The sequence below is a fragment of the Pantoea sp. Ap-967 genome (assembly GCF_011752565.1).
Lineage (GTDB): Bacteria > Pseudomonadota > Gammaproteobacteria > Pseudomonadales > Pseudomonadaceae > Aquipseudomonas.
The window spans coordinates 143183-163954 of record NZ_VWXK01000007.1; the positions used below are offsets into that span (position 1 = coordinate 143183).

Sequence of the window (20772 nt, forward strand, 5' to 3'; positions counted from 1 at the left end):
CCGGCGTCATGTTCGACTTCCACAATAAATCCGACTTGCTTGAGCTTCAGCGTGCTCGCCAAGCCCTGGCCGACAGCCAGGCCAAACTGGCCGCGATCAGCCGTTCAATGGCGATGATCGAGTTCGCCCCTGACGGTACCATCCTCGATGCCAACAGCCAGTTCTGCCAGGCCATGGGCTACGCGGCCGATGAACTGCGCGGCAAGCATCACCGGCTGTTCTGCGACCCCACCTACACCAAGAGCGCCGAATACCAGCAGCTGTGGCGCGAACTGGGGCAGGGCAAGGCCATCAGCGGCACCTTCGAGCGGCTGAACAAGGCTGGCCGGGAGGTATGGCTGGAGGCCAGCTACATGCCCGTGCTCGACGAGCGCCAGCAGGTCACCAGCGTGATCAAGGTGGCGTCCGATATCACCCAGCGGGTGCAGCATGAGCACGAGAGCGAAAGCTTGCTCAAGGCCATTGGCCGCTCCATGGCGGTGGTGGAGTTCACCCCCGAAGGGCGGGTGATGAAAGCCAACGACAATTTCCTGCTGACCATGGGTTACCGCCTTGAGGAAGTGCTGGACCGCCATCACGGGTTGTTCTGCTTGCCCCATGAGCGCGAATCGAGCCACTACCGTGAGTTCTGGGCCTCGCTCAACCGCGGCGAATACCATTCGCACCGCTTCGAACGGGTCAACAAGCAGGGGCAGACGGTGTACCTCGAAGCCTCCTACAACCCCATCTTCGACAGCAAGGGCCGCCTGTACAAGGTGGTGAAGTTCGCCAGCGACATCACCGCGCAGGTCAGCACCCAGCAAAGCGCCGCAGAGGCGGCCCATGCCAGCTCCGTGCAAACCGATGCTTGCGCGCGCAAAGGCTCGGAAGTGGTGCAGCAGACAGTGGAAGTGATCGAGCAGATCTCCCATGAGCTCAATGACGCCGCGCGCACCATCGATGCGGTGAGCAAGCAGTCGGACGTGATCGGTCAGATCGTGCTGACCATTCGCGGTATTGCCGACCAGACCAACCTGCTGGCGCTCAATGCCGCCATCGAAGCGGCCCGCGCCGGGGAGCATGGCCGCGGCTTTGCGGTGGTCGCCGACGAAGTACGCAGCCTGGCCGCGCGCACCAGCAAGGCAACGCTGGAGATCGTCGACGTGGTGCGGCAGAACCATGACCTGTCACTGACCGCCGTGGCCAGCATGCAATCGAGCCTGACCCGTACCGGACGAGGGGTGGCGTTGGCCAACGAGGCCGGCACGGTGATCATGGAAATCCAGCAGGGGTCGCGGCATGTGGTCGATGCCATCAGCCAGATCAACTCGACGTTGCAATTGCACTAAGGGCTTCGGCCAGTTCCTGCTGCAGGGCCTGCAGGCTGGCATCCAGCCGCAGGTGCAGGGCATGGGTCGGCAAGCCGTTGGCCAGGGCCTGCTCCAACGCCTCGCAGTCATTGGCCAGGCCACGCACCCTGAGCATCTTGGCGCCGCCCTTGATGCGGTGGGTGATGGCATGCAGGGCGCCCTGCTCGGGCGCAGCGCCCAGGGCGCGCAGGGTGGCCAGGTCTTCACTGGCGCTTTGCGCCACCTGTTCGAGCAGGTGCCGCGTCAGTTGCAGGTCGCCTTGGGTCAGGTGCTGCAGTTCGTTGAGGTTGAAGCCGCTGGCCGTGGCCACTGGGGTGTCAGCAACCGGGTGTACCTGGGGTAGATGGGCTTTCAGGGTACGCAGGCCGATGGGCTTGAACAGGCAGTCGTCCATGCCACTGGCCAGGCAGCGTGCGCGCTCCTCGGCCTGGGCATTGGCGGTGACGCCGATGATCCGGCAGGCGCGCAGGCCAAGCGCCTTTTCCTGCTGGCGGATGGCACGGGCCAGCGCGTGGCCATCCATGACCGGCATGCTGCAGTCGGTCAACAGCAGGTCGAAGTGTTCGTTATGCCACAAGGCCAAGGCCACCTCGCCATTTTCGGCCAGCTTCACCTGGTGCCCCAGGCTCTTGAGCTGTTTCTCCAGCAGCATCAGGTTGGCCGGGTAGTCGTCCACCACCAGGATGTGCAGGGGTTCGGCGCTGCCTTCCTGCGCGGGTGCGTCCGCCTCGATGGGGGCCGGCGCCTGGCTGGCCGGCAGCTGCAGTTGGACTTCGACCCGGGTGCCGACGCCTTCGACGCTTTGCAGGGTCAGCGTGCCGCCCATCAGCTCGGCCAGCGAGCGGCTGATTACCAGCCCCAGGCCTGCGCCCTGGCTGGCCCGTGGCCCGTCGGCCTGGGTGAAGGCATTGAACAGCCGGGCCTGGTCGGCAGCGCCAATTCCTATGCCGCTGTCGCGCACATGCAGCACCAGGTGCAGGCTGTCGCCACGGCGGGTGCTTTGCAGGCAGGTGTGAACGTCGCCGCGGTCGCTGAACTTGATGGCATTGCTCAGCAGGTTGGACAGGATCTGCTTGAAACGCAAGGGGTCGGCCTGCACCCAGATCGGCTCGTCTGGCAGCTCGCTGCGCAGGTGCAGCCCCTTGGCCCGGGCGTTGCCGTCGAACACCCGCATGATGCTGCGCACCAGCTCGGCCAGGTCGGTGGCCACGGGGTGCAGGGTCATGTGGCCGGATTCGATGCGTGAAATATCCAAGGTGTCGCCGATCAGCCCTAGCAGGCCGACGGCCGAATCATGTGCGGTTTGCAAGGTTTGCGGGTCGCTGCGGCCGGCCTGGCTGTCTTCGACCGCCAGTTCCAGCAGGCCGATCACCGCGTTCATCGGCGTGCGGATTTCATGGCTCATGGTGGCCAGGAAGGTGCTTTTGGTCTGGCTGGCCTGTTCGGCTTCGTCCTTGGCCTGGCGCAGTTGTTCGAGCAGGCCGCGGCTCAGGCTTAATTGCGCCTGCAGTGCCCGTTGCGCCTCGGTGCGCTGGTGTATCAACTTGCGCAGGTAGCTGTTCCAGAACACCACGCCCGCCAGCAACAACGCCGACAGCACCAACACCTGCAAGGCCAGGGCGCGGTAATTGCGCCACGGCCCGTCGCTGACCAGGGTGCTGCTGCGCCAGCGGTTGACCAGTTGGTCCAGCTCCTCAGGCGGAATGCTCAGCAACGCCTTGTCGAGGATAGACTGCAGTTGCGGTTGGTCCGGCGCCACGGCAAACGCCGCAGTGGCCGGGTCGTCTCCCAGCACGCTGGCGATCTTCAGCCTGCCCTTGAACACGTGGTTGAGGTAGTAGCTGGCGTTGATGTAGCTACTGTAGGCGACATCGGCTTCGCCGTTGGCCACGGCTTCCATCAGGCCCAGGGGGTTGTTCACTTCCACCACCCGAGCGGTGGGGTACTGTTGTTGCACCTCGGCGCGCAACGGCGAACCGCGCAGCAAGGCGACCCGTTGCCCGTCCAGGCTGCTGCCGCGCAGTGGCCAGTTGGCCTGTTGCGCGGTTACCAGCACGCGCGGGCTGACCAGGTAGGGGCGGGTATAACGCAACAGGTTCGCACGCCCCTGGCCATAGCCCAGCGCACCGATCATCTGCGCGTCGCCGCGCCCTACCTGCTCGACCATCTGCTGCACCGAGTCACGGGTATGGAAGCTGAACTGCAGCCCGGTGCGCAGGCTGATCTGCTTGAGTAGGTCGACGGTGATGCCGCTTGGCTGCTGCTGCGCATCGTTGAAGGTCAGGGGGGCCAGCGCGGGGTCGATCAGTACGCTGACGGTCGGGTTGTGGCTGATCCAGGCCTGCTCTTCGGCGCTGAGCGCTGACAGGTGACGTTCCAGCAGCAGGCTGGTATTGCCGCTGGTCCAGCGGCGCAGGATACCCAGCCGCTCGCTTTCGCTGATTCTGCCCAGGGCAGCGTCCACCAGGCGGATCAGCCGGGGGTTGTCCTTGGCCATGGCGAACGAGAAGGCACCCGGCGGCGCGGGGGAGAAGTGATCGATCTTCATGGTGCCCTGGTAACTCTTGCCAATCAGGTAATCGGTACTGATGGCATCGCCCAGGTAAGCGTCCGCCTCCCCGAGCCCTACGGCGGCCAGCCCGGCCAAGGTCGAGCGGTACAGGCTCAATTGGGCAAGGGGGTAGAGCTTGCGCACGGCGTCGCTGGGCAAGTAGTGGTCAACCATCGCCAGGCGCAGGCCGGCCAGGGTCGGGTCATGCTCGAAGTCGCGGTCCTGGCGGGTGGCAATCACTGCCAGGTCGTCGGCGTAGGGCTGGCTGAGGCTGACATGGGCATCAGCGGCTTCGAAGGCATTGGAGCTACCCAACAGGTCGATCTTGCCTTCATGCAGGGCGGCCATGGCGTCGCTGCGGCTGGGGTAGCGCCTGACTTCGATGGGAATGCCCAATTGTTCGGCGATCAGCCCGGCGTAATCGGCAGTCAGGCCTTCATAGTCGCCCAGGCTGACGTTGATCTCGAACGGCGCGTAGTCCGGGCGCGAGCTGCCCAGGCGCAGGGCACCGCGTTGGGCCAGCCACTGCCGGTCGGCTTCGTTCAATTGCAGGGGCTGGGCGGCGCCGGTTGCGCGTGCCAGCAGGTGACGGGGTTCGCCATCGGCCGGGGCGGCCTGCGCCTGGCAGGCAAGGCCGATGGCCAGGAACAGGCTGGCCAGCAATCGCATCATGGCGGCCAACCGCTCAGTAAACGTGATTGCGTTTGGCCAGGTCTACCATCTCGACCAGTGATTCGGTCTTGAGTTTGTCCATGATGCGCCCACGGTAGGTGCTGATGGTCTTGGCGCTGAGGTTCATGCAGGCGCCGATGTTCTTGTTGTTCTCGCCGCGGGCCAGGCGCCTGAGCACTTCCATTTCACGGTTGGACAGGCTGCCCAGGCGCATGGGTTCGCTGTCGAGCGTGTTGCTGTTGACCGACATCTGCGGGAAGGTCGAATAGCCTTTGATCAGCGCCTTGAGGGCGAAGATCAGCGCGTCGTGGTCTTCATCCTTGGTAACGAACGCACCGATGCCGGCGTCCAGGCAGCGGCGCACATACAGGTCGGTGGCCTGGCCGGTCAGCACCATGATTCTGGGGGCCGATTCCAGTTGCTGCAGGCGCTTGATGACTTCCATGCCGTCCAGGCCAGGCAAGCCGATGTCGAGGATTACCACATCGGGGCGCAATTCCCGCGCAACCTGGGCAACTTCGCTGCCATTGCCGACTTCGCCAACCACCTTGAAACGCTCGCGCTCAAGCAGTAAACGCAGGGAAAGCCGCACGATGGGGTGGTCATCGACGATCAACACAGTGGTCATGTAGGTAACTCCTGTCGGAATGTGGTCCGCTTCCTGGGGTAATTCAGGAATACGTCTGCAAGTTCTTTCGCCTGTGCAGCACGATACGTCCATTCCGGCCCCGTGATAACGGCCAGTATAGTTCTGTTGATTAAGCGGCGGAGTTTGTGGAAAAGTCCTACAAAAAACAGGGGTAAGGCCCTGTTTGATGGCACAGGGCCGGTGTTTATACGGAATCAATTACACGCGGCATGGGGTTTCAAGGTGCGCTCGGTGGACGCCGGGTTGTTGCGCAGCGCTTGGCCAACCCGGGTAGGGCGTGCCACCAGCTGCCCAGCGCAGTTCGGGCAGCGGCCCTGGAAGCGGCCTTCGGCGCAGGTGCGGCAGAAGGTGCATTCAAACGAGCAGATCAGCGCATCGGGGCTGTCGCCGGGCAGGTCGAGGTCGCAGCATTCGCAGTTGGGGCGTAGCGCCAGCATGGGCATGACTCCGGTTCAGGGGGATGTCCGGAGTCTGCTACGGCGCCGCTTTACTTGGCAATGCTCAGTTGCCGGGGCGATAGAGGTGGGCGTGGCCGGCGCGGTAGAGGGCCGAGGCGGCGAAGGGGGCATCGCCCAGCACGTGCCCGACGAGAATCAGCGCAGTGCGCTTGAAGCCCTTGGCGGCCACTGCCTCGACGATGTTGGCCAGCGTGCCGCGTACCCAGTCCTGGTCGGGCCAGGTGGCGCGGTGCACCACGGCGATCGGGCAGTCGGCGCCGTAATGCGGCAGCAACTCGTCGACGATGCGCGGCAAGTGTTTCACCCCAAGGTGAATGGCCAGGGTGCTGCCATGGCGGGCCAGGTCGCCCAGTTGTTCGCCAGGCGGCATCGGTGAACTGTCACCGTAGCGGGTGAGGATTACGGTTTGCGCGATGTCCGGCAAGGTCAGCTCGCAGCCCAGTAAGGCGGCGCTGGCGGCGGTGGCGGTGACGCCGGGGATGATCTGGTAATCGATGTTGCGTTCGCGCAGCAGGCGAATCTGCTCGCCGATGGCGCCGTACAGGCTGGGGTCGCCACTGTGCACGCGGGCCACGTCCTGGCCTTTGGCATGGGCCAGGCTGATGGCCTCGATGATCTGTTCCAGGTGCAGCTCGGCGCTATTGATCACCGTCTCGGCCTGGTGCCCGTCGAGCACGGCAGCAGGCACCAGGGAGCCGGCATAGATGATCACCGGGCACTGACGGATCAGGCGCTGGCCTTTGACCGTAATCAGTTCCGGGTCGCCGGGGCCGGCGCCGATGAAGTAGACCGTCATGGAAAATCCTTGGGTAGATGAAGCGGACGATTATACGGCGCAGGCCAGGGCAACGGTCGCGTTGCCGGTCGCCTGGCGCGCGACTGCCAGCCTGGCGCTGCCGTGTTGCTGCTCGGCCAGGGCCAGTGCGCAGCTTTCGGCAACGCCCCAGCAGCCGCAGTGGGCGTAGGCGGTGGCAGAGCGGTGGCTGAGCAGGGGTTCGAAGGCTTGCAACTGGGCGGCGTCGAGCAGGACCAGGGGCAGGGCAAGGCGCTCGGCGAGCAGGCGCAGGCCGGGCTCGTCGGCTTTGCGGCTGAGGCTGGCGATGCCGCGCACAGCCGCCAGGGGCAGGCCGTGTTGGGCGAGGGCGTGCCGAAGCAGCGCGTCGAGGTCTTCCACCGGGCAGCCGCGGCGGCAACCAAAGCCGGCATATAGCGCTGGCTGCAGGTGTGAAGGTGTCATCTGCTTTTTCTATAGAGGGGCCCGGGGGGCGCAGGGCGTAAAGGAGAGCATGGGGCGGTGGGGGAGTCAAATGGCAGGTGGGGATTGGTTTTAGCCTTGTAGCGCCTGTGAAATCGAGCGCCGCCCGCGCGGCGCTTCGCGAGCTGCGCTCGCTCCTACGTTTGTTTCGGGCCAGTGAGTCCTGGGGGATTGGCGCGCGAACGCCTTGGCGCATGGCGCAATATCGCGTCGTACCAACAAGGCGGTCGCGCGCGCCTGTCACAGGCGTTACTGGCCAAAAACAAACGTAGGAGCGAGCGCAGCTCGCGATGCACCGCGCGGGCGGCGCTCGATCTCGCAGGCGCTGCATAGCTAAACCCAAACCCATCCCCAACCCCATCATTCAGTTGACCACCCGCCACCCCCCGCGTAGCCTTGCCGCTTCGAGGTTCTTCGGCCAGGCCGAAGCTAAGACGGGAACGCGGTTCAAGCCGCGGCTGCCCCCGCAACTGTAGGCACCGACAACGGATCGACACAGCCACTGCGCCCCCGGCGCGGGAAGGCGTCATCCCGCCAGCCCCTGTATTGCACAGCGGCGCTGGCACGGTGCAAGCCAGGAGACCTGCCTCGTCACGTTTTCGACTTTCAACCGGGCGGGGTGATCCGGTGGCGAACGAGCCCGGCCGGCCTGGCCCGAGGCTTTCGTCCCGCATGCCCGCGCCAACCTGCCAAGGGCAACGCGACATGAAAACACTGGCCAAGCTCCCCGTCACCATCGTTACCGGCTTCCTCGGCTCGGGCAAGACCACCTTGCTCCGCCATATGCTCGACAACGCCCAGGGCCGCCGCATCGCGGTCATCGTCAACGAGTTCGGCGAGCTCGGCATTGACGGCGAAATCCTCAAGCAGTGCAGCATTGGTTGCACCGAGGAAGAGGCCAGCGGCCGGGTCTACGAGCTGGCCAACGGCTGCCTGTGCTGCACCGTGCAGGAAGAATTCTTCCCGGTGATGCGCGAGCTGGTGGCGCGCCGCGGCGACCTCGACCACATCCTCATCGAAACCAGCGGCCTGGCACTGCCCAAACCCCTGGTCCAGGCCTTCCAATGGCCGGAAATTCGCAATGCCTGCACCGTCGATGCGGTGATCACCGTGGTCGACAGCCCGGCCGTGGCCGCCGGCACCTTCGCCGCCTACCCGGAGCAGGTCGATGCACAGCGCAAGCTCGACCCCAACCTGGACCACGAGTCGCCCCTGCACGAACTGTTCGCTGACCAACTGGCCAGCGCCGACCTGGTGGTGTTGAACAAGGCCGACCTGATCGATGCCGAGGGCCTGGCCAAGGTCCGCGCCGAAGTGGCCGAAGAGTTGCCGCCGGCGGTTAAGGTGATCGAGGCCAGCAGTGGCCGCCTGCCTCTGGACGTGCTGTTGGGTGTGGGCGCCGAGGCCGAAGCGCATATCGATGGCCGCCGTACCCACCACGATTCGCACCATGACGGTGATGACCACGACGACCACGACCACGACGCCTTCGACTCCATTTCCATCGACCTGCCAGAAGCCGACGAGCGCCTGCTGCTCGACGCCCTGAACCAGCTGGTGGTGGAGTTCGGCATCCTGCGCGCCAAAGGTTTCGCTGCGATTCCCGGCAAGCCGATGCGCCTGCTGGTGCAAGGCGTGGGTACCCGTTTCGACAAGCACTTCGACCGCGCCTGGCGCGCCGACGAGCCGCGTATCACCCGCCTGGTGCTGATTGGCCAGGACCTTGACGCCGCCCAACTGGAAGCGCGCCTGCGCCAAGCCCTGGGCGCCTGACCCATGCACCTGCTGCGGACCCAGCCCGGCGGCTTCGTGCCGGACGACAGCATTGCCGACCTCGGCCAGACACCCGCCGAGCTGGTGATCCTCTGCAGCGGCGACTCGCACCTGGCGCTGCTGGCCGAAACCGCCGAGCAGCTGCCGGCAGACTACCCCAGCCTGCGCCTGGCCAACCCGATGCAGGTGCAGAACCACGCCTCGGTCGACCTGTATGTCGACCAGGTGCTGCGCCATGCCAAGGTGATTCTGGTGTCGCTGCATGGCGGTGTCGGTTACTGGCGCTATGGCGTCGAGCAACTGGTTGAACTGGCCCCCCGCGGCGTGCAGGTGATCATGGTGCCCGGCGACGACCGCCCAGACCCGGAACTCACCGGGCTGGGCTCGGTGGCCGGGGCGCCCGCCGAACGGCTCTGGCACTACCTGCGCCAGGGCGGCAAGGCCAATGCGCTCAACCTGTTCAACTGCCTGGCCAACCAGTGGCTGGGGCGTGACTATGCCTGGGACGAGCCGCAGCCACTGCCGCGAACCTCGGTGTATCACCCGGCCAAGGCCGCCGCGCAGCTCAGCGACTGGTACAGCCAATGGCACCCGGAGCACCCGGTGGCACCGCTGCTGTTCTACCGCTCGCACCTGCAGGCGGCCAACACCGCGTTCATCGACGTGTTCTGCGAGCGCATGCTGGCCGCCGGGCTCAACCCATTGCCCATCGCCGTGGCCAGCCTGAAGGAAAGCGCCTGCCTCGAACAGGTTGAAAACTGGCTGGATGAGGTGGGTGCCGAGGTACTGGTCAATACCACCGGCTTTGCCCTGTCCAGCCCCGAACGCCCCAACCTGCGCCCGTTTCGCCGCGACATCCCGGTGTTGCAGGCGATCTGCGCGCAGGACAACCAGCCCGGCTGGGAGGCCAGCGAGCAGGGCCTCGGCGCCCGTGACCTGGCCATGCACATCGCCTTGCCGGAGCTGGACGGGCGCATCATCACCCGCCCGGTGAGCTTCAAGGACATGGCCTGGCGCAGTGAGCGCAGCCAGTCCGACGTGGTGTGCTACCGCGCCCACCCTGAGCGCATGGATTTCGTCGCCGAACTGGCCCGCCGCTGGGTCGAGCTGGCGCGCCTGCCCAATGCGCAGAAGCGCGTGGCGCTGGTGCTGGCCAACTACCCGACCCGGGATGGGCGCATTGGCAATGGCGTGGGCCTGGACACCCCGGCCGCTGCCTTGAACATCCTTCAAGCGCTGCAGGCCCAGGGTTACCCGGTGGCGGCGCTGCCGGGCACGGGCACGGCATTGATCCAGCAACTGCTGGGCGGGGTGACCAACGACCTCGACCACCTCGACCAGCGCCCCTGCGCCCAGAGCCTGGCCCTGGCCGATTACCAGGCTGCCTTCGCGCGCCTGCCTGAAGCCAACCGCCAGGCCGTGCTGGAGCGTTGGGGCCCCCCCGAGCAAGACCCGATGTACCGCGCAGGCCGGCTGATGGTGGCCGGCCTGCGCTTTGGCCTGACCTTCGTCGGCATACAGCCGGCACGCGGTTACCAGGTCGACCCCAGCGCGGTGTACCACGACCCCGACCTGGTGCCACCCCATGGCTACCTGGCCTTCCACTTCTGGTTGCGCCACACCTACGCCGCCGACGCGGTCATCCATGTGGGCAAGCACGGCAACCTTGAATGGTTGCCCGGCAAGGGGGTTGGTTTGTCCGCCACCTGCTGGCCAGACGCGCTGCTCGGGCCTTTGCCCAACATCTACCCGTTCATCGTCAACGACCCGGGCGAGGGCGCCCAGGCCAAGCGCCGCACCCAGGCCGTGATCATCGACCACTTGATGCCACCGTTGACCCGCGCTGAAACCTACGGGCCGCTGCGCCACCTGGAACAGCTGGCCGACGAGTTCTACGAAGCGCAGCTGCTCGACCCACGCCGTGCCCGCGAGCTGCAACGGGATATCCTGGAACTGGTCAAGGCCAACCACATTGATCGAGAACTGCAGCTCGAAGGGCAATTGGACGACGCCGCCGTCTGGCTGCCACGCCTGGATACCTACCTGTGTGACCTGAAGGAATCGCAGATTCGCGACGGCTTGCATGTGTTTGGCCAGTCGCCCGCGGGCCGCCTGCGCCTGGACACCTTGCTGGCCTTGCTGCGGGTGGAGCGTGGCGATGGCCGGGGCGGCAATGCCAGCCTGTTGCGCAGCCTGGCCAAGGCCCTGGTGCCGGGCTTCGACCCGTTGGACTGCGACCTCGGCCAACCTTGGCCGGGGCCGTTCCCGGCGCAGTTGCAGGCACTGAGCGCAGAGCCCTGGCGCAGCTGCGGGGACACCCGTGAACGCCTCGAACTGCTGGCCTTGCAGGTGATCGAGCAGGCGCTGGACGGCAGCCTGCAGCTGCCCGCCGAGGCCCAGTGGCAGCCCGTCAGCGACGTGGTGCTGGCCCTGCGCGAACAGGTGGCGCCAGACCTGGATGCTTGCGGCGGCGCCGAACTCAATGGCCTGCTTGCCGCGCTGGCGGGCCGTTTCGTGCCCGCTGGCCCAAGCGGCGCGCCCAGCCGTGGCCGCCTCGACGTGCTGCCTACCGGCCGCAACTTCTATACCGTGGATGTGCGCAACCTGCCCACCACCACAGCCTGGCGCCTGGGTTTCGCCTCGGCCAACCTGATCCTCGAACGCCACCTGCAGGACCACGGCGACCATCTGCGCCAGCTGGGCCTGTCGGTGTGGGGCACGGCAACCATGCGCACCGGCGGCGACGACATCGCCCAGGCCATGGCGCTGATGGGTGTGCGCCCGGTATGGGCGACCGGCAGCCAGCGGGTCGACGACTTCGAGATTCTGCCGCTGAGCCTGCTGGACCGCCCACGGGTAGACGTTACCCTGCGCGTCTCGGGCTTCTTCCGCGATGCCTTCGGGAACCTTATCCGCCTGTTCGACGCGGCGGTGCAGGCCGTGGCGGCGCTTGACGAACCGGCCGACCTCAACCCGCTGGCCGCCCGCGTGCGCAGCGAGCGCGAAGCGCTGCAGGCCCAGGGCCTGGCGGCCGATGACGCTGCCCGCCAGGCGGGCTGGCGGGTGTTCGGCGCCAAGCCCGGCGCCTATGGTGCGGGGGTGCAGAACGCCATTGACGGGCGCCTGTGGCACAGCCGCGACGACCTGGCCGAGGTGTACCTCAACCATGGCGGTTACGCCTATGGTGCCAAGGACGAGGGCACCCCGGCGCGCGCCCGCTTCGCCCAGCGCCTGAGCCAGGTGCAGGCGGTGCTGCAGAACCAGGACAACCACGAGCATGACCTGCTCGACTCCAACGATTACTACCAGTTCCAGGGCGGCATGCTGGCGGCGTCGGAAACCCTGGCCGGTGCCAGCGTGGCCAGTTACCACGGCGACCACAGCCAGGTCGACCGGCCACGCATCCGTACCCTGAAAGAAGAGCTGAACCGGGTCATCCGTGCCCGCGCCCTGAACCCCAAGTGGATCGAGGGGGCCAAGCGTCATGGCTATAAAGGTGCCTTCGAGATGGCAGCGACGGTCGACAACCTGTTCGCCTTCGACGCCACCACCCACCTGATCGACGACCATCATTACCAGGCGCTGGCCGATGCCTATGTGCTCGACCCAGCGACCCGCGACTTCATGCGCGAGCACAACCCCGAGGCCCTGCGCGACCTCACCGAGCGTTTGCTCGAAGCCCAGCAACGAGGGCTTTGGGAAGCGCCCGGCGATTACCGCGAGGCGCTTGAGGAACAACTGCTCGACGGCGAGGAACAGGCTTGAAATGAGTGAACCCGTGCAATTTCCCTTGGCTGCCGTGGTTGGCGCCGACGACCTCAAGCTGGCCCTGTGCCTGACGGCCATCGACCCGAAAATCGGTGGCGTGTTGATCGAAGGCCCGCGCGGCATGGCCAAGAGCACCCTGGCCCGGGGGCTGGCCGACCTGCTCGGCGAAGGGCCGTTCGTCACCTTGCCGCTGGGCGCCAGTGAAGAGCGCCTGGTCGGCACGCTGGACCTGGATGCAGCGCTGGGCCAGGGCAAGGCGCAGTTTTCCCCGGGGGTACTGGCCCATGCCGATGGGGGCGTGCTCTATGTGGACGAAGTCAACTTGCTGCCCGACACCCTGGTCGACCTGCTGCTGGACGTGGCCGCCAGCGGCACCAACCGCATCGAGCGGGATGGCATTTCCCACCGTCACAGCGCCCGTTTCGTGCTGATTGGCACGATGAACCCGGAAGAGGGCGAGTTGCGCCCGCAACTGCTTGACCGTTTTGGCCTGAACGTAGCCCTTGAAGGCCTGCCAGCCCCTGAGGCGCGGCAGCAGATCATCCGTCGCCGCCTGGCTTTTGACAGCGACCCGCAAGCCTTCTGCGCGCAGTGGGCTGAAGCGCAGGCGCAACTGCGTGCGCGCTGCCAGGCCGCGCGCCAGGGCTTGGCGGCGATTGCCCTGGACGACCAGGCCCTGGCCTGGATCACCGAGCGCTGCTTTGCCGCGGGCGTCGATGGCCTGCGCGCCGACCTGGTCTGGCTGCGCGCCGCCCGTGCGCATTGCGCCTGGCGGGGCGGGCAGGCGATCGAGGAGCAGGATGTGGACGCGGTGGCCGAATTCGCCCTGCGCCATCGCCGCCGCGTGGCGCCGGACGCCGCGCCACCCTCGGCACCGCCCCAGGGCGGGCAGGGTGAGGCCCAGGGCCAGGGCGGGCAGGGTGACTGGGGCGCATTGCCCACCCAACCTGTTGCCAGCGGTGCCCGGCGCGAGGTGCCGAACTGGGCAAAAAAGCCCTGAGCATCCGCCCACCAGGTAACCCACGGGCGGATGCCATGCCGCGCAAAGGCAAGCAGGCCGGTGCCAGCCGTGGCCGTGCGCGCACGGCCGCCAACGGGCGGGTAGCCTGGTTGCCAACCCTGCTCAAAGGCCGCCCGCAGCAACGCCAGGACCTGTGCTGGCAACAGCGCCAGGCACAGCCGACAGCACTGTGGTTGGTGATCGTCGATGCCTCGGCATCGACCCGTCGGCACCAGGCGTTGGCCCAGTGCAAGGGCCTGCTGGCCGAACTGTTCGACCAGGCCTATCGCCAGCGTGCCCGCCTGGCGCTACTCACCGCCAGTGGCGGTGCGCCCCAGTGGCAGCGCCACGGCCTGAAAGCCTCGGCGGCCTTGCAGCCTTGGCTGCAAGCCTTGGGCGCTGGTGGCGGAACGCCGCTGATCGCTGCACTGGAGCAGGCGCGTCGCTGGTTGCAGGCGCGGCAGAACGCTCACCCCCACGAGCCACAGCGTTGCCTGGTATTTACCGATGGTCGCCTGCAGCGCTGGGGCACGGTGCAACCGCTGCCGTGTTCAACCCTGTTGGTCGACATGGAATTGGCGCCAATTCGCCTGGGCCGCGCCAAGCAATTGGCCACGCAACTGCAGGCCGAGTATCAGCACCTGGAACAATTCAAGGTCAAGGAGTAAAGGAATAAGCGACACTTTGTCGCAAGGGGAAAGTTACCCAGCGGGCAAGTCGGATAGTTGCTCAAGTGCGTGGCGGGCACGCACTTGCAGGGAGCAGCGCTATTAGGTTGGCATCGACCAAGGCTGCAGGTCATAGCCCTTCTGCGACAATTCGGCGCGCACTTCCTCGATAAGGCTGGCCCATTGTGCCGGGTCCGAATAGATACGCGACGACACTTGCTTGCTACCGATGCGGGTGTTGGTCCGGTCGATCACTGCCAGGCTCAGTTCACCCGTACCGTTGGGGGCATCCCAGGCTACGCACTGGAACGGTTCAAAGGCGTGGTCGGCGATCAGCAAGGCTTCGTTGACACGGAGCGGGGCATTCATGGTTCGGTCTCTCTATGGTCCCAAACATCGACATTAAAGTCCGCGTGGCTGCGGGGTCGCATTAACCGAATGGCGATCTGCAGTGCGGGGTTACTCGTACTGATGCTCCAAGTTAGCGGTGGAGTCACACAGCCGTTATAAATTTTTTTTCAGGTCGCGCGACGGGCGTTGCCGTTTTGTTTCCTGCGCCGCCTGTGACGCCAATAACAATAAAAGATTCCCGCGGCCAATTGACGCGCCGGCGGCGGGCAGACCAACGGTCGTGGGCAGCGTCAAGTTCGTTGCTACTGTTAATTAGGCGCCGCAACTTACTGTTTTTCGTATAAAAACCAACTATTGGCGCCAAGGAACGGTCATGCACGAAACCGCCGCCCTTCGTCGCTTGCTGATCGTCGACCCGTGCGACGACTGCCACCGCTTGCTGCCAGGTTTGGAATCGGCCGGTTGGGATGTGCGCAGTTGCAGCCTGGACCTGGCCCTGGAGCATCGCTGCGATGTTGGCCTGCTGCGCCTGCAGGACTCGCACTTGCGCCACCCGGATGCGGTCAAGGACATGATCAAACGCAGCAACACCGAATGGATTGCGGTGCTCAATGCCGAGCAGTTGCGCATGCAGAATGTGGGTGACTTCGTTTGCGAGTGGTTTTTTGACTTCCACACGTTGCCATTCGACGTCTCCCGGGTACTGGTTACCCTGGGGCGCGCCTTTGGCATGGCGCGCCTGCGCGGCGGCAAGGGTGCCGTGCAGGTCGATGGCCTGGAGCATGAATTGCTGGGCGACAGCCGGCCGATCCTGGAGCTGCGCAAGCTGTTGGGCAAGCTGGCGCCCACCGAGTCGCCGGTGCTGATTCGCGGCGAGAGTGGCACGGGCAAGGAGTTGGTCGCGCGCACGCTGCACCGCCAGTCGCAACGCTGCGAGAAGCCGTTCATCGCGATCAATTGTGGCGCGATACCGGAGCACCTGATTCAGTCCGAGTTGTTCGGGCATGAAAAGGGCGCCTTCACCGGTGCGCACCAGCGCAAGGTCGGGCGAATCGAAGCGGCCCATGGCGGTACGCTGTTCCTGGATGAAATTGGTGACCTGCCGTTGGAGTTGCAGGCCAACCTGTTGCGCTTTCTGCAGGAAAAGCACATTGAGCGGGTGGGGGGCAGCCAGCCGATTCCGGTGGATGTGCGGGTACTGGCGGCGACTCACGTGGACCTTGAAAAGGCCATCGAGCAGGGGCGTTTTCGTGAAGACCTGTATTACCGCTTGAACGTGCTGCAGGTGGTCACCGCGCCGCTACGTGACCGGCACGGTGACCTGTCGATGCTGGCCAACCACTTTTCCCATTTCTACAGCCTGGAAACCGGCCGTCGGCCGCGTTCGTTCAGCGAGCATGCCTTGGCGGCGATGGGGCGGCACAACTGGCCCGGTAACGTGCGTGAACTGGCCAACCGGGTTCGACGTGGGCTGGTGCTGGCCGAAGGGCGGCAGATCGAGGCCCAGGACCTCGGCTTGCAGGGCTTGGAGCCTGAGGAGCAGCCGTTGGGCACCCTGGAAGACTACAAGCACCGGGCCGAGCGCCAGGCGCTGTGCGATGTGCTGGACCGGCACAGCAACAACCTGAGTGTTGCGGCCAAGGTTCTGGGGGTGTCGCGGCCCACCTTCTATCGGCTGCTGCACAAGCACCAGATTCGCTGAACCGGTGTTCGCGGCGGTTCGACAAGCCCGCTCCCACAGGACCCGGTAGGAGCGAGCGCAGCTCGCGATGGGCTGCAAAGCAGCCCCAGCACTATGAGCCGCGAGGCTGAAACCCTGGGGCCGCTGCGCGCCCCATCGCGAGCTGTGCTCGCTCCTACCGGGGGCGGCGCTGGCCTGGAGATGGGCGCTTGATCGGCAGCCCAGGGTTGAGGTGTAGGTCAAGCGCCGGTGTTCGCGTATCGCATTTTTGTGCGGCGCGGCTGCAGGCAATGTTCCCTCCTTGAACCTTACCCTTGCCGCCCCGGGCCAATCATGCTGATCTGTCGTTACCGCCCCACAGGTAACCAACCCCCATGCTGGTCGTCGAGCAACTGCAAAAAACCTTCCCCACTGCCCAAGGCCCGCTCCAGGTCCTGCGGGGTGTCGACCTGGCCCTGGCCCGCGGCGCCAGCCTGGCGCTGATGGGCGAGTCCGGCAGCGGTAAAAGCACCTTGCTGCACCTGCTGGCGGGCCTTGACCGCGCCGATGGTGGGCGCATCCTGATCGACGGCGAACCCCTCGACACCTATGGTGAAAACGCCCTGGCCCGCTGGCGGCGCGAGGGCATTGGCCTGGTATTCCAGCAATACAACCTCATCAGCAGCCTGGATGTGGCCGCCAACCTGGCCTTCCAGGCTCGGCTGGCCGGGCGCCACGACCCACACTGGGTGGCCTACCTGGCCGAACGCCTTGGGCTGGCCGGCCTGCTTGAGCGCTACCCGGAGCAATTGTCCGGCGGCCAGCAGCAACGGGTTGCCATTGGCCGGGCGCTGGCCAGCCGGCCCGCCTTGGTGCTGGCCGACGAGCCCACCGGCAGCCTGGACGAGGCCAGCAGCGACGAGGTATTGGCGCTGCTGCTGCAGTTGGTGGGCGAGGCGGGCAGCAGCGTGCTGATGGTCACCCACAGCCCGCGCCTGGCCGCTTGCCTGCAGCAGCGCTGCGTGCTGCACCAAGGCCGGGTGCAGGTGCCATGAGCCCGCTGACCATTGCCTTGCAGGCCCTGACCAGCCATTGGCGCCGCCACCGCCTGCAGTGCGTTGCCATCTTCACCGGCCTGTGGCTGGCCACGGCCCTGTGGACTGGCGTGCAGGCGCTCAACACCCAGGCCCGCAGTGACTATGCCCAGGCCCGCGCGGTGCTGGCCGGGCCGATGCAGGCGCAGATCGTGGCCCGCGATGGCCAGCGTTTCGACCAGGCGCTGTACGTGCAACTGCGCAGGCAGGGTTGGCAAGTGACGCCGGTGCTGGAAGGTCAGCTGCAGTTGGTTGGCGAGCAGGAGGCCAGCGTGCGGCTGATCGGCATCGAGCCTTTGAGCCTGCCACCGGGCATGGCGGTAGCAGGCGCCGACCCGGCCGGCTTCGACCTGCAGGCCTTTATCGAGGCGCCCGGGCAGGCCTGGGTGGGGCCTGATACCTTGCGCCAGCTGGGGCATGATGCCCACACGGCTGCGGGTAAGGCGCTGCCGCCGCTGGTCTTGAACGAGCACTTGGCGCCCGGTGTTGTGCTGGTCGACATCGGCCAGGCGCAAACATTGCTGGAGGCACCGGGGCAGTTGTCGCGGTTGTTGGGCGACAGTGACCGGCCACTGCCACAGGCATTGGCCGGTCGCCTGAAGGTACAGCCCGCGGAAGATGACACCGACCTGCAACGCCTGACCGAGAGCTTCCACCTCAACCTCACCGCCCTTGGCCTGCTGGCCTTCGTGGTGGGGCTGTTCATTGCCCATGCCGCGATTGGCCTGGCCCTGGAGCAGCGCCGAGGCCTGATCCGCACCTTGCGCGCCTGTGGCCTTAGCCTGAAGGTGCTGCTGACCGCGCTGGCCCTGGAGCTTGGTCTGTTCGCCCTGGCCGGTGGCATTGCGGGGGTGGTGCTGGGTTACTTGCTGGCGGCATCGCTGCTGCCCAACTTCGCCTCCAGCCTGCGCGGGTTGTATGGCGCCCAAGTGGCCGGGCAATTGCACTTGCCGCTGTACTGGTGGCTAGCCGGCATCGGCGTCAGCCTGCTGGGCGCGCTGCTGGCCGGCTTGGACAGCGTATTGCGTGCGGCACGGTTGCCGCTGCTTGCCCTGGCACAACCCCAGGCCTGGCGCCTGGCCCAGGTGCCCTGGTTGAGGCGCCAGGCGCTGGCCGGCGTGTTGTTGCTGGCAGCGGCCCTTGCATGCGGCTATGGGGGCAGCAACCTGGCCACTGCGTTCATGCTGCTGGCGACCCTGCTGCTGGGGGCTGCGCTGCTGTTGCCGACGGCGCTGGCGGGGTTGCTTGCGGGCCTTTCGCGCCATTGCCGGCGGCCTTTGGCACAGTGGTTCGTGGCCGACAGCCGCCAGCAATTGCCTGCGCTGAGCCTGGCGCTGATGGCCTTGCTGCTGGCGATGGCGGCCAGCGTTGGCGTGGGCGGCATGACCGAGGGTTTTCGCCGCACCTTTGTCGGCTGGCTGGACCAGCGGCTGGCCGCAGACCTGTATATCTCGCCCCGCGACAGCGCCCAGGGCCAGCAGATGCTGAGCGACTTGCAGGCCAACCCGGCGGTGCGTGCGCTGTTGCCTGCCTGGCGGGTGGAATGGCGCCTGCAGCGTTGGCCGGTGCAAGTTCAAGGGGTGGTCGATGATGGCTTCTACCGCAGCCATTGGCCCCTGCTGGCGCAAGCGCCCAACGCCTGGGAGCAATTGGCCGAAGGCCAGGGGGCGATGCTCAGCGAGCAGCTGGCGCGGCGCCTGGGGCTGGCCCTGGGCGACACCCTGCAACTGCCGAGCGAGCCGCCCCAGGCGCTGCCCGTGGTGGGCATCTATGCCGACTACGGCAACCCCAAGGGCCATGTGCTGGTCAATGCCAGCTGGCTGCGCGCGCACGCGCCGGGTGCAAGCCTCACGGGCCTGAGCCTGATGCTACAGCCTGGCCAGGCGTCGACAGTGGCTACCGAATTGCGCCAGCGCTTCGGCCTCGATGACCGCCAGGTGGTGGAGCAGGCCAGCCTCAAGGCCTGGTCTACCCAGGTGTTCAACCGCACCTTCGCGGTTACCGCCGCGCTCAACAGCCTGACCCTTGGCGTGGCCGGGGTGGCGCTGTTCATCGGCCAGCTGACCCTCGGCCAGCGCCGCCTGGGCCAGCTGGCGCCGTTGTGGGCACTGGGCGTGCCCAGGCACCGGCTGGCATGGCTGAGCCTGGGGCAGACGCTGATGCTCAGTGGCTTTACCGTGGCCCTGGCGTTGCCACTGGGCCTGCTACTGGCGTGGTGCCTGGTGGCGGTAGTGAACGTGCAGGCGTTTGGCTGGCGCCTGCCGTGGCAGGTGTTTGCCGGCCAATTGGTACAACTGGCGTTGCTTGGCCTGCTCACCAGCCTGCTGGCCAGCGCCTGGCCGTTGTGGCAACTGGCGCAGCGCCAGCCGGCCGACTTGCTGCGCAGGTTCGCCGATGAAAGCTGAAGCCTGCTGCCTGTTGGCCTGCCTGCTGCTGGTCGGCTGCGACGCGCCTGCGCCGCCGCCCAAGGGTTACGCCGGGCTTGGCGCCGAAGCGGCGGCGTTCAAAGCGGTGACGCCCGGCGTGGCGCTGGCATTCCCCCGCGACCATGGCGCCCATGACGGTTTTCGCATCGAGTGGTGGTACGTCACGGCCAACCTGCAGGATGCCCAGGGGCGCGACTGGGGTGTGCAATGGACGTTGTTCCGTTCCGCCTTGCGCCCTGGGCCGGACACTGCCGGCTGGAACAGCCCCAACCTGTGGATGGGCCACGCAGCGCTCACCGGGCCCGGCGGGCACCAGGTGGGCGAGCGCCTGGCCCGTGGTGGCATTGGCCAGGCAGGCGTCGAGGCCCAGCCGTTTCGCGCCTGGATCGACGACTGGTCGTTACAGGGCGAAAACCTCGACCACCTGCGCATGGCTGCCAGCGGCCAGGGCTTTCGCTACGCGCTGACGTTGGCCAGTGGCAGGCCGCTGGTGTTGCATGGCGCCCAGGGGTATAGCGAGAAGTCCGGCAAGGGGCAGGCGTCGTATTACTACAGCCAGCCGTTCTACCGTGTCAGCGGTGAGGTGGAGCGGGATGGCCAGCGCATACCGGTCACTGGCCAAGCCTGGCTGGACCGGGAATGGAGCAGCCAGCCCCTGGCGGCTGGGCAACGCGGTTGGGACTGGTTTTCCCTGCACCTGGAAAGCGGCGCCAAGTTGATGCTGTTCCAGGTGCGCGAAGACCAGGGCACCCCTTACCGGGCCGGTACCTGGGTGGGGCCCCAGGGGCAGGTGCGGGCGCTGCAGGGTGGTGAGGTGCAACTGACGCCATTGGCATGGACCCGGCAAGACAACGGCAAGCAGGTGCCGACCCGGTGGCGGGTACAGGTGCCGGCGGTGCAGGTGGATGTGCAGGTTGATGCCGTGCAGGGCAAGGCCTGGATGGGCACGCGGTTTCCCTACTGGGAGGGGCCGGTGCGGGTGAGTGGCGGTGGGCAGGGGCGGGGCTACCTGGAGATGACGGGGTACTAAGCCCGCACCGTGATCCCGCTCCTATGGAAAAAATCGTAACTATCTGATTTAACGGTGAATCCTGTAGG

General features: G+C 66.4%; 15 protein-coding genes, 1 pseudogene and 1 riboswitch. Of the genes and pseudogenes, 10 read left to right on the forward strand and 6 right to left on the reverse strand.

The window, feature by feature from the left end:
* Positions 1 to 8: 8 nt before the first annotated feature.
* Positions 9 to 791 (forward strand): annotated as a pseudogene (locus F3J45_RS30490) (PAS domain-containing protein); the annotation flags it as partial.
* Positions 792 to 890: 99 nt separating this feature from the next.
* Positions 891 to 1328 carry a methyl-accepting chemotaxis protein gene (locus F3J45_RS30495; protein ID WP_370526364.1) on the forward strand — a complete coding sequence of 146 codons (438 nt, stop codon included), beginning with the start codon at positions 891 to 893 and terminating at the stop codon, positions 1326 to 1328.
* Here the strand turns inward: F3J45_RS30495 and F3J45_RS10005 are convergent.
* From F3J45_RS10005 to F3J45_RS10025, 5 genes are all read right to left on the reverse strand, one after another.
* Entirely contained in the window at positions 1303 to 4572 is a 3270-nt protein-coding gene (locus F3J45_RS10005; protein WP_167061061.1) for a transporter substrate-binding domain-containing protein, read from the reverse strand. The two genes, F3J45_RS30495 and F3J45_RS10005, sit on opposite strands and share 26 nt — an antisense overlap.
* Positions 4573 to 4585: 13 nt before the next feature.
* On the reverse strand, positions 4586 to 5200 hold the full coding sequence (locus F3J45_RS10010) for a response regulator transcription factor (protein WP_167061064.1): 615 nt from the start codon (positions 5198 to 5200) through the stop codon (positions 4586 to 4588).
* A 215-nt stretch (positions 5201 to 5415) separates the two neighbouring features.
* Positions 5416 to 5658, reverse strand: coding sequence for a DUF1272 domain-containing protein (locus F3J45_RS10015; RefSeq protein WP_167061066.1), 243 nt, complete (start codon positions 5656 to 5658; stop codon positions 5416 to 5418).
* A 64-nt stretch (positions 5659 to 5722) separates the two neighbouring features.
* The gene (gene cobM / locus F3J45_RS10020; RefSeq protein ID WP_167061069.1) at positions 5723 to 6475 is read right to left on the reverse strand and encodes a precorrin-4 C(11)-methyltransferase; all 753 of its coding nucleotides are present in this window, start codon (positions 6473 to 6475) and stop codon (positions 5723 to 5725) included.
* Positions 6476 to 6505: 30 nt separating this feature from the next.
* Positions 6506 to 6916: a cobalamin biosynthesis protein gene (locus tag F3J45_RS10025; RefSeq protein ID WP_167061071.1), complete on the reverse strand. Its 411-nt coding sequence runs from the start codon at positions 6914 to 6916 to the stop codon at positions 6506 to 6508.
* Between the two features lie 408 nt (positions 6917 to 7324).
* A riboswitch (cobalamin riboswitch) is annotated at positions 7325 to 7540 on the forward strand.
* 99 nt (positions 7541 to 7639) lie between these two features.
* Between F3J45_RS10025 and cobW the strand changes: the two genes are divergently transcribed.
* The 4 genes from cobW to F3J45_RS10045 are packed head-to-tail and all read left to right on the forward strand — an operon-like array spanning position 7640 to position 14143.
* Positions 7640 to 8707 (forward strand): cobalamin biosynthesis protein CobW, encoded by a 1068-nt coding sequence (gene cobW, locus F3J45_RS10030; RefSeq protein ID WP_167061074.1) that lies wholly within the window; start codon positions 7640 to 7642, stop codon positions 8705 to 8707.
* 3 nt (positions 8708 to 8710) lie between these two features.
* Entirely contained in the window at positions 8711 to 12472 is a 3762-nt protein-coding gene (gene cobN, locus F3J45_RS10035) for a cobaltochelatase subunit CobN (protein WP_167061077.1), read from the forward strand.
* A gap of 1 nt (position 12473) precedes the next feature.
* On the forward strand, positions 12474 to 13475 hold the full coding sequence (locus tag F3J45_RS10040; RefSeq protein WP_167061080.1) for an ATP-binding protein: 1002 nt from the start codon (positions 12474 to 12476) through the stop codon (positions 13473 to 13475).
* 35 nt (positions 13476 to 13510) lie between these two features.
* Complete coding sequence (locus F3J45_RS10045; protein WP_167061082.1) at positions 13511 to 14143, forward strand: VWA domain-containing protein; 633 nt, start codon at positions 13511 to 13513, stop codon at positions 14141 to 14143.
* A 102-nt stretch (positions 14144 to 14245) separates the two neighbouring features.
* Here the strand turns inward: F3J45_RS10045 and F3J45_RS10050 are convergent, their stop codons facing one another.
* On the reverse strand, positions 14246 to 14512 hold the full coding sequence (locus tag F3J45_RS10050) for a hypothetical protein (protein ID WP_167061085.1): 267 nt from the start codon (positions 14510 to 14512) through the stop codon (positions 14246 to 14248).
* A 355-nt stretch (positions 14513 to 14867) separates the two neighbouring features.
* On the opposite strand from F3J45_RS10050, the gene F3J45_RS10055 reads away from it, so the two are divergent.
* From F3J45_RS10055 to F3J45_RS10070, 4 genes are all read left to right on the forward strand, one after another.
* Positions 14868 to 16196: a sigma-54 dependent transcriptional regulator gene (locus F3J45_RS10055; protein ID WP_167061088.1), complete on the forward strand. Its 1329-nt coding sequence runs from the start codon at positions 14868 to 14870 to the stop codon at positions 16194 to 16196.
* A gap of 353 nt (positions 16197 to 16549) precedes the next feature.
* A complete protein-coding gene (locus tag F3J45_RS10060) occupies positions 16550 to 17209 on the forward strand; it encodes an ABC transporter ATP-binding protein (RefSeq protein WP_167061090.1) in 660 nt (219 codons plus the stop codon).
* Positions 17206 to 19653, forward strand: coding sequence for an ABC transporter permease (locus F3J45_RS10065; RefSeq protein ID WP_167061093.1), 2448 nt, complete (start codon positions 17206 to 17208; stop codon positions 19651 to 19653). The genes F3J45_RS10060 and F3J45_RS10065 overlap by 4 nt, the downstream gene beginning before the upstream one ends.
* The gene (locus F3J45_RS10070; protein ID WP_167061096.1) at positions 19643 to 20704 is read left to right on the forward strand and encodes a lipocalin-like domain-containing protein; all 1062 of its coding nucleotides are present in this window, start codon (positions 19643 to 19645) and stop codon (positions 20702 to 20704) included. The genes F3J45_RS10065 and F3J45_RS10070 overlap by 11 nt, the downstream gene beginning before the upstream one ends.
* Positions 20705 to 20772: the final 68 nt, after the last annotated feature.

Excerpts from the sequence above, each read along its gene's own strand:
- F3J45_RS10005 (WP_167061061.1), bottom strand. The coding sequence starts at position 4,572 with ATGATGCGATTGCTGGCCAGCCTGTTCCTGGCCATCGGCCTTGCCTGC.
- F3J45_RS10010 (WP_167061064.1), bottom strand. The coding sequence starts at position 5,200 with ATGACCACTGTGTTGATCGTCGATGACCACCCCATCGTGCGGCTTTCC.
- F3J45_RS10015 (WP_167061066.1), bottom strand. The coding sequence starts at position 5,658 with ATGCTGGCGCTACGCCCCAACTGCGAATGCTGCGACCTCGACCTGCCC.
- cobM (WP_167061069.1), bottom strand. The coding sequence starts at position 6,475 with ATGACGGTCTACTTCATCGGCGCCGGCCCCGGCGACCCGGAACTGATT.
- F3J45_RS10025 (WP_167061071.1), bottom strand. The coding sequence starts at position 6,916 with ATGACACCTTCACACCTGCAGCCAGCGCTATATGCCGGCTTTGGTTGC.
- cobW (WP_167061074.1), top strand. The coding sequence starts at position 7,640 with ATGAAAACACTGGCCAAGCTCCCCGTCACCATCGTTACCGGCTTCCTC.
- cobN (WP_167061077.1), top strand. The coding sequence starts at position 8,711 with ATGCACCTGCTGCGGACCCAGCCCGGCGGCTTCGTGCCGGACGACAGC.
- F3J45_RS10040 (WP_167061080.1), top strand. The coding sequence starts at position 12,474 with ATGAGTGAACCCGTGCAATTTCCCTTGGCTGCCGTGGTTGGCGCCGAC.
- F3J45_RS10045 (WP_167061082.1), top strand. The coding sequence starts at position 13,511 with ATGCCGCGCAAAGGCAAGCAGGCCGGTGCCAGCCGTGGCCGTGCGCGC.
- F3J45_RS10050 (WP_167061085.1), bottom strand. The coding sequence starts at position 14,512 with ATGAATGCCCCGCTCCGTGTCAACGAAGCCTTGCTGATCGCCGACCAC.
- F3J45_RS10055 (WP_167061088.1), top strand. The coding sequence starts at position 14,868 with ATGCACGAAACCGCCGCCCTTCGTCGCTTGCTGATCGTCGACCCGTGC.
- F3J45_RS10060 (WP_167061090.1), top strand. The coding sequence starts at position 16,550 with ATGCTGGTCGTCGAGCAACTGCAAAAAACCTTCCCCACTGCCCAAGGC.
- F3J45_RS10065 (WP_167061093.1), top strand. The coding sequence starts at position 17,206 with ATGAGCCCGCTGACCATTGCCTTGCAGGCCCTGACCAGCCATTGGCGC.
- F3J45_RS10070 (WP_167061096.1), top strand. The coding sequence starts at position 19,643 with ATGAAAGCTGAAGCCTGCTGCCTGTTGGCCTGCCTGCTGCTGGTCGGC.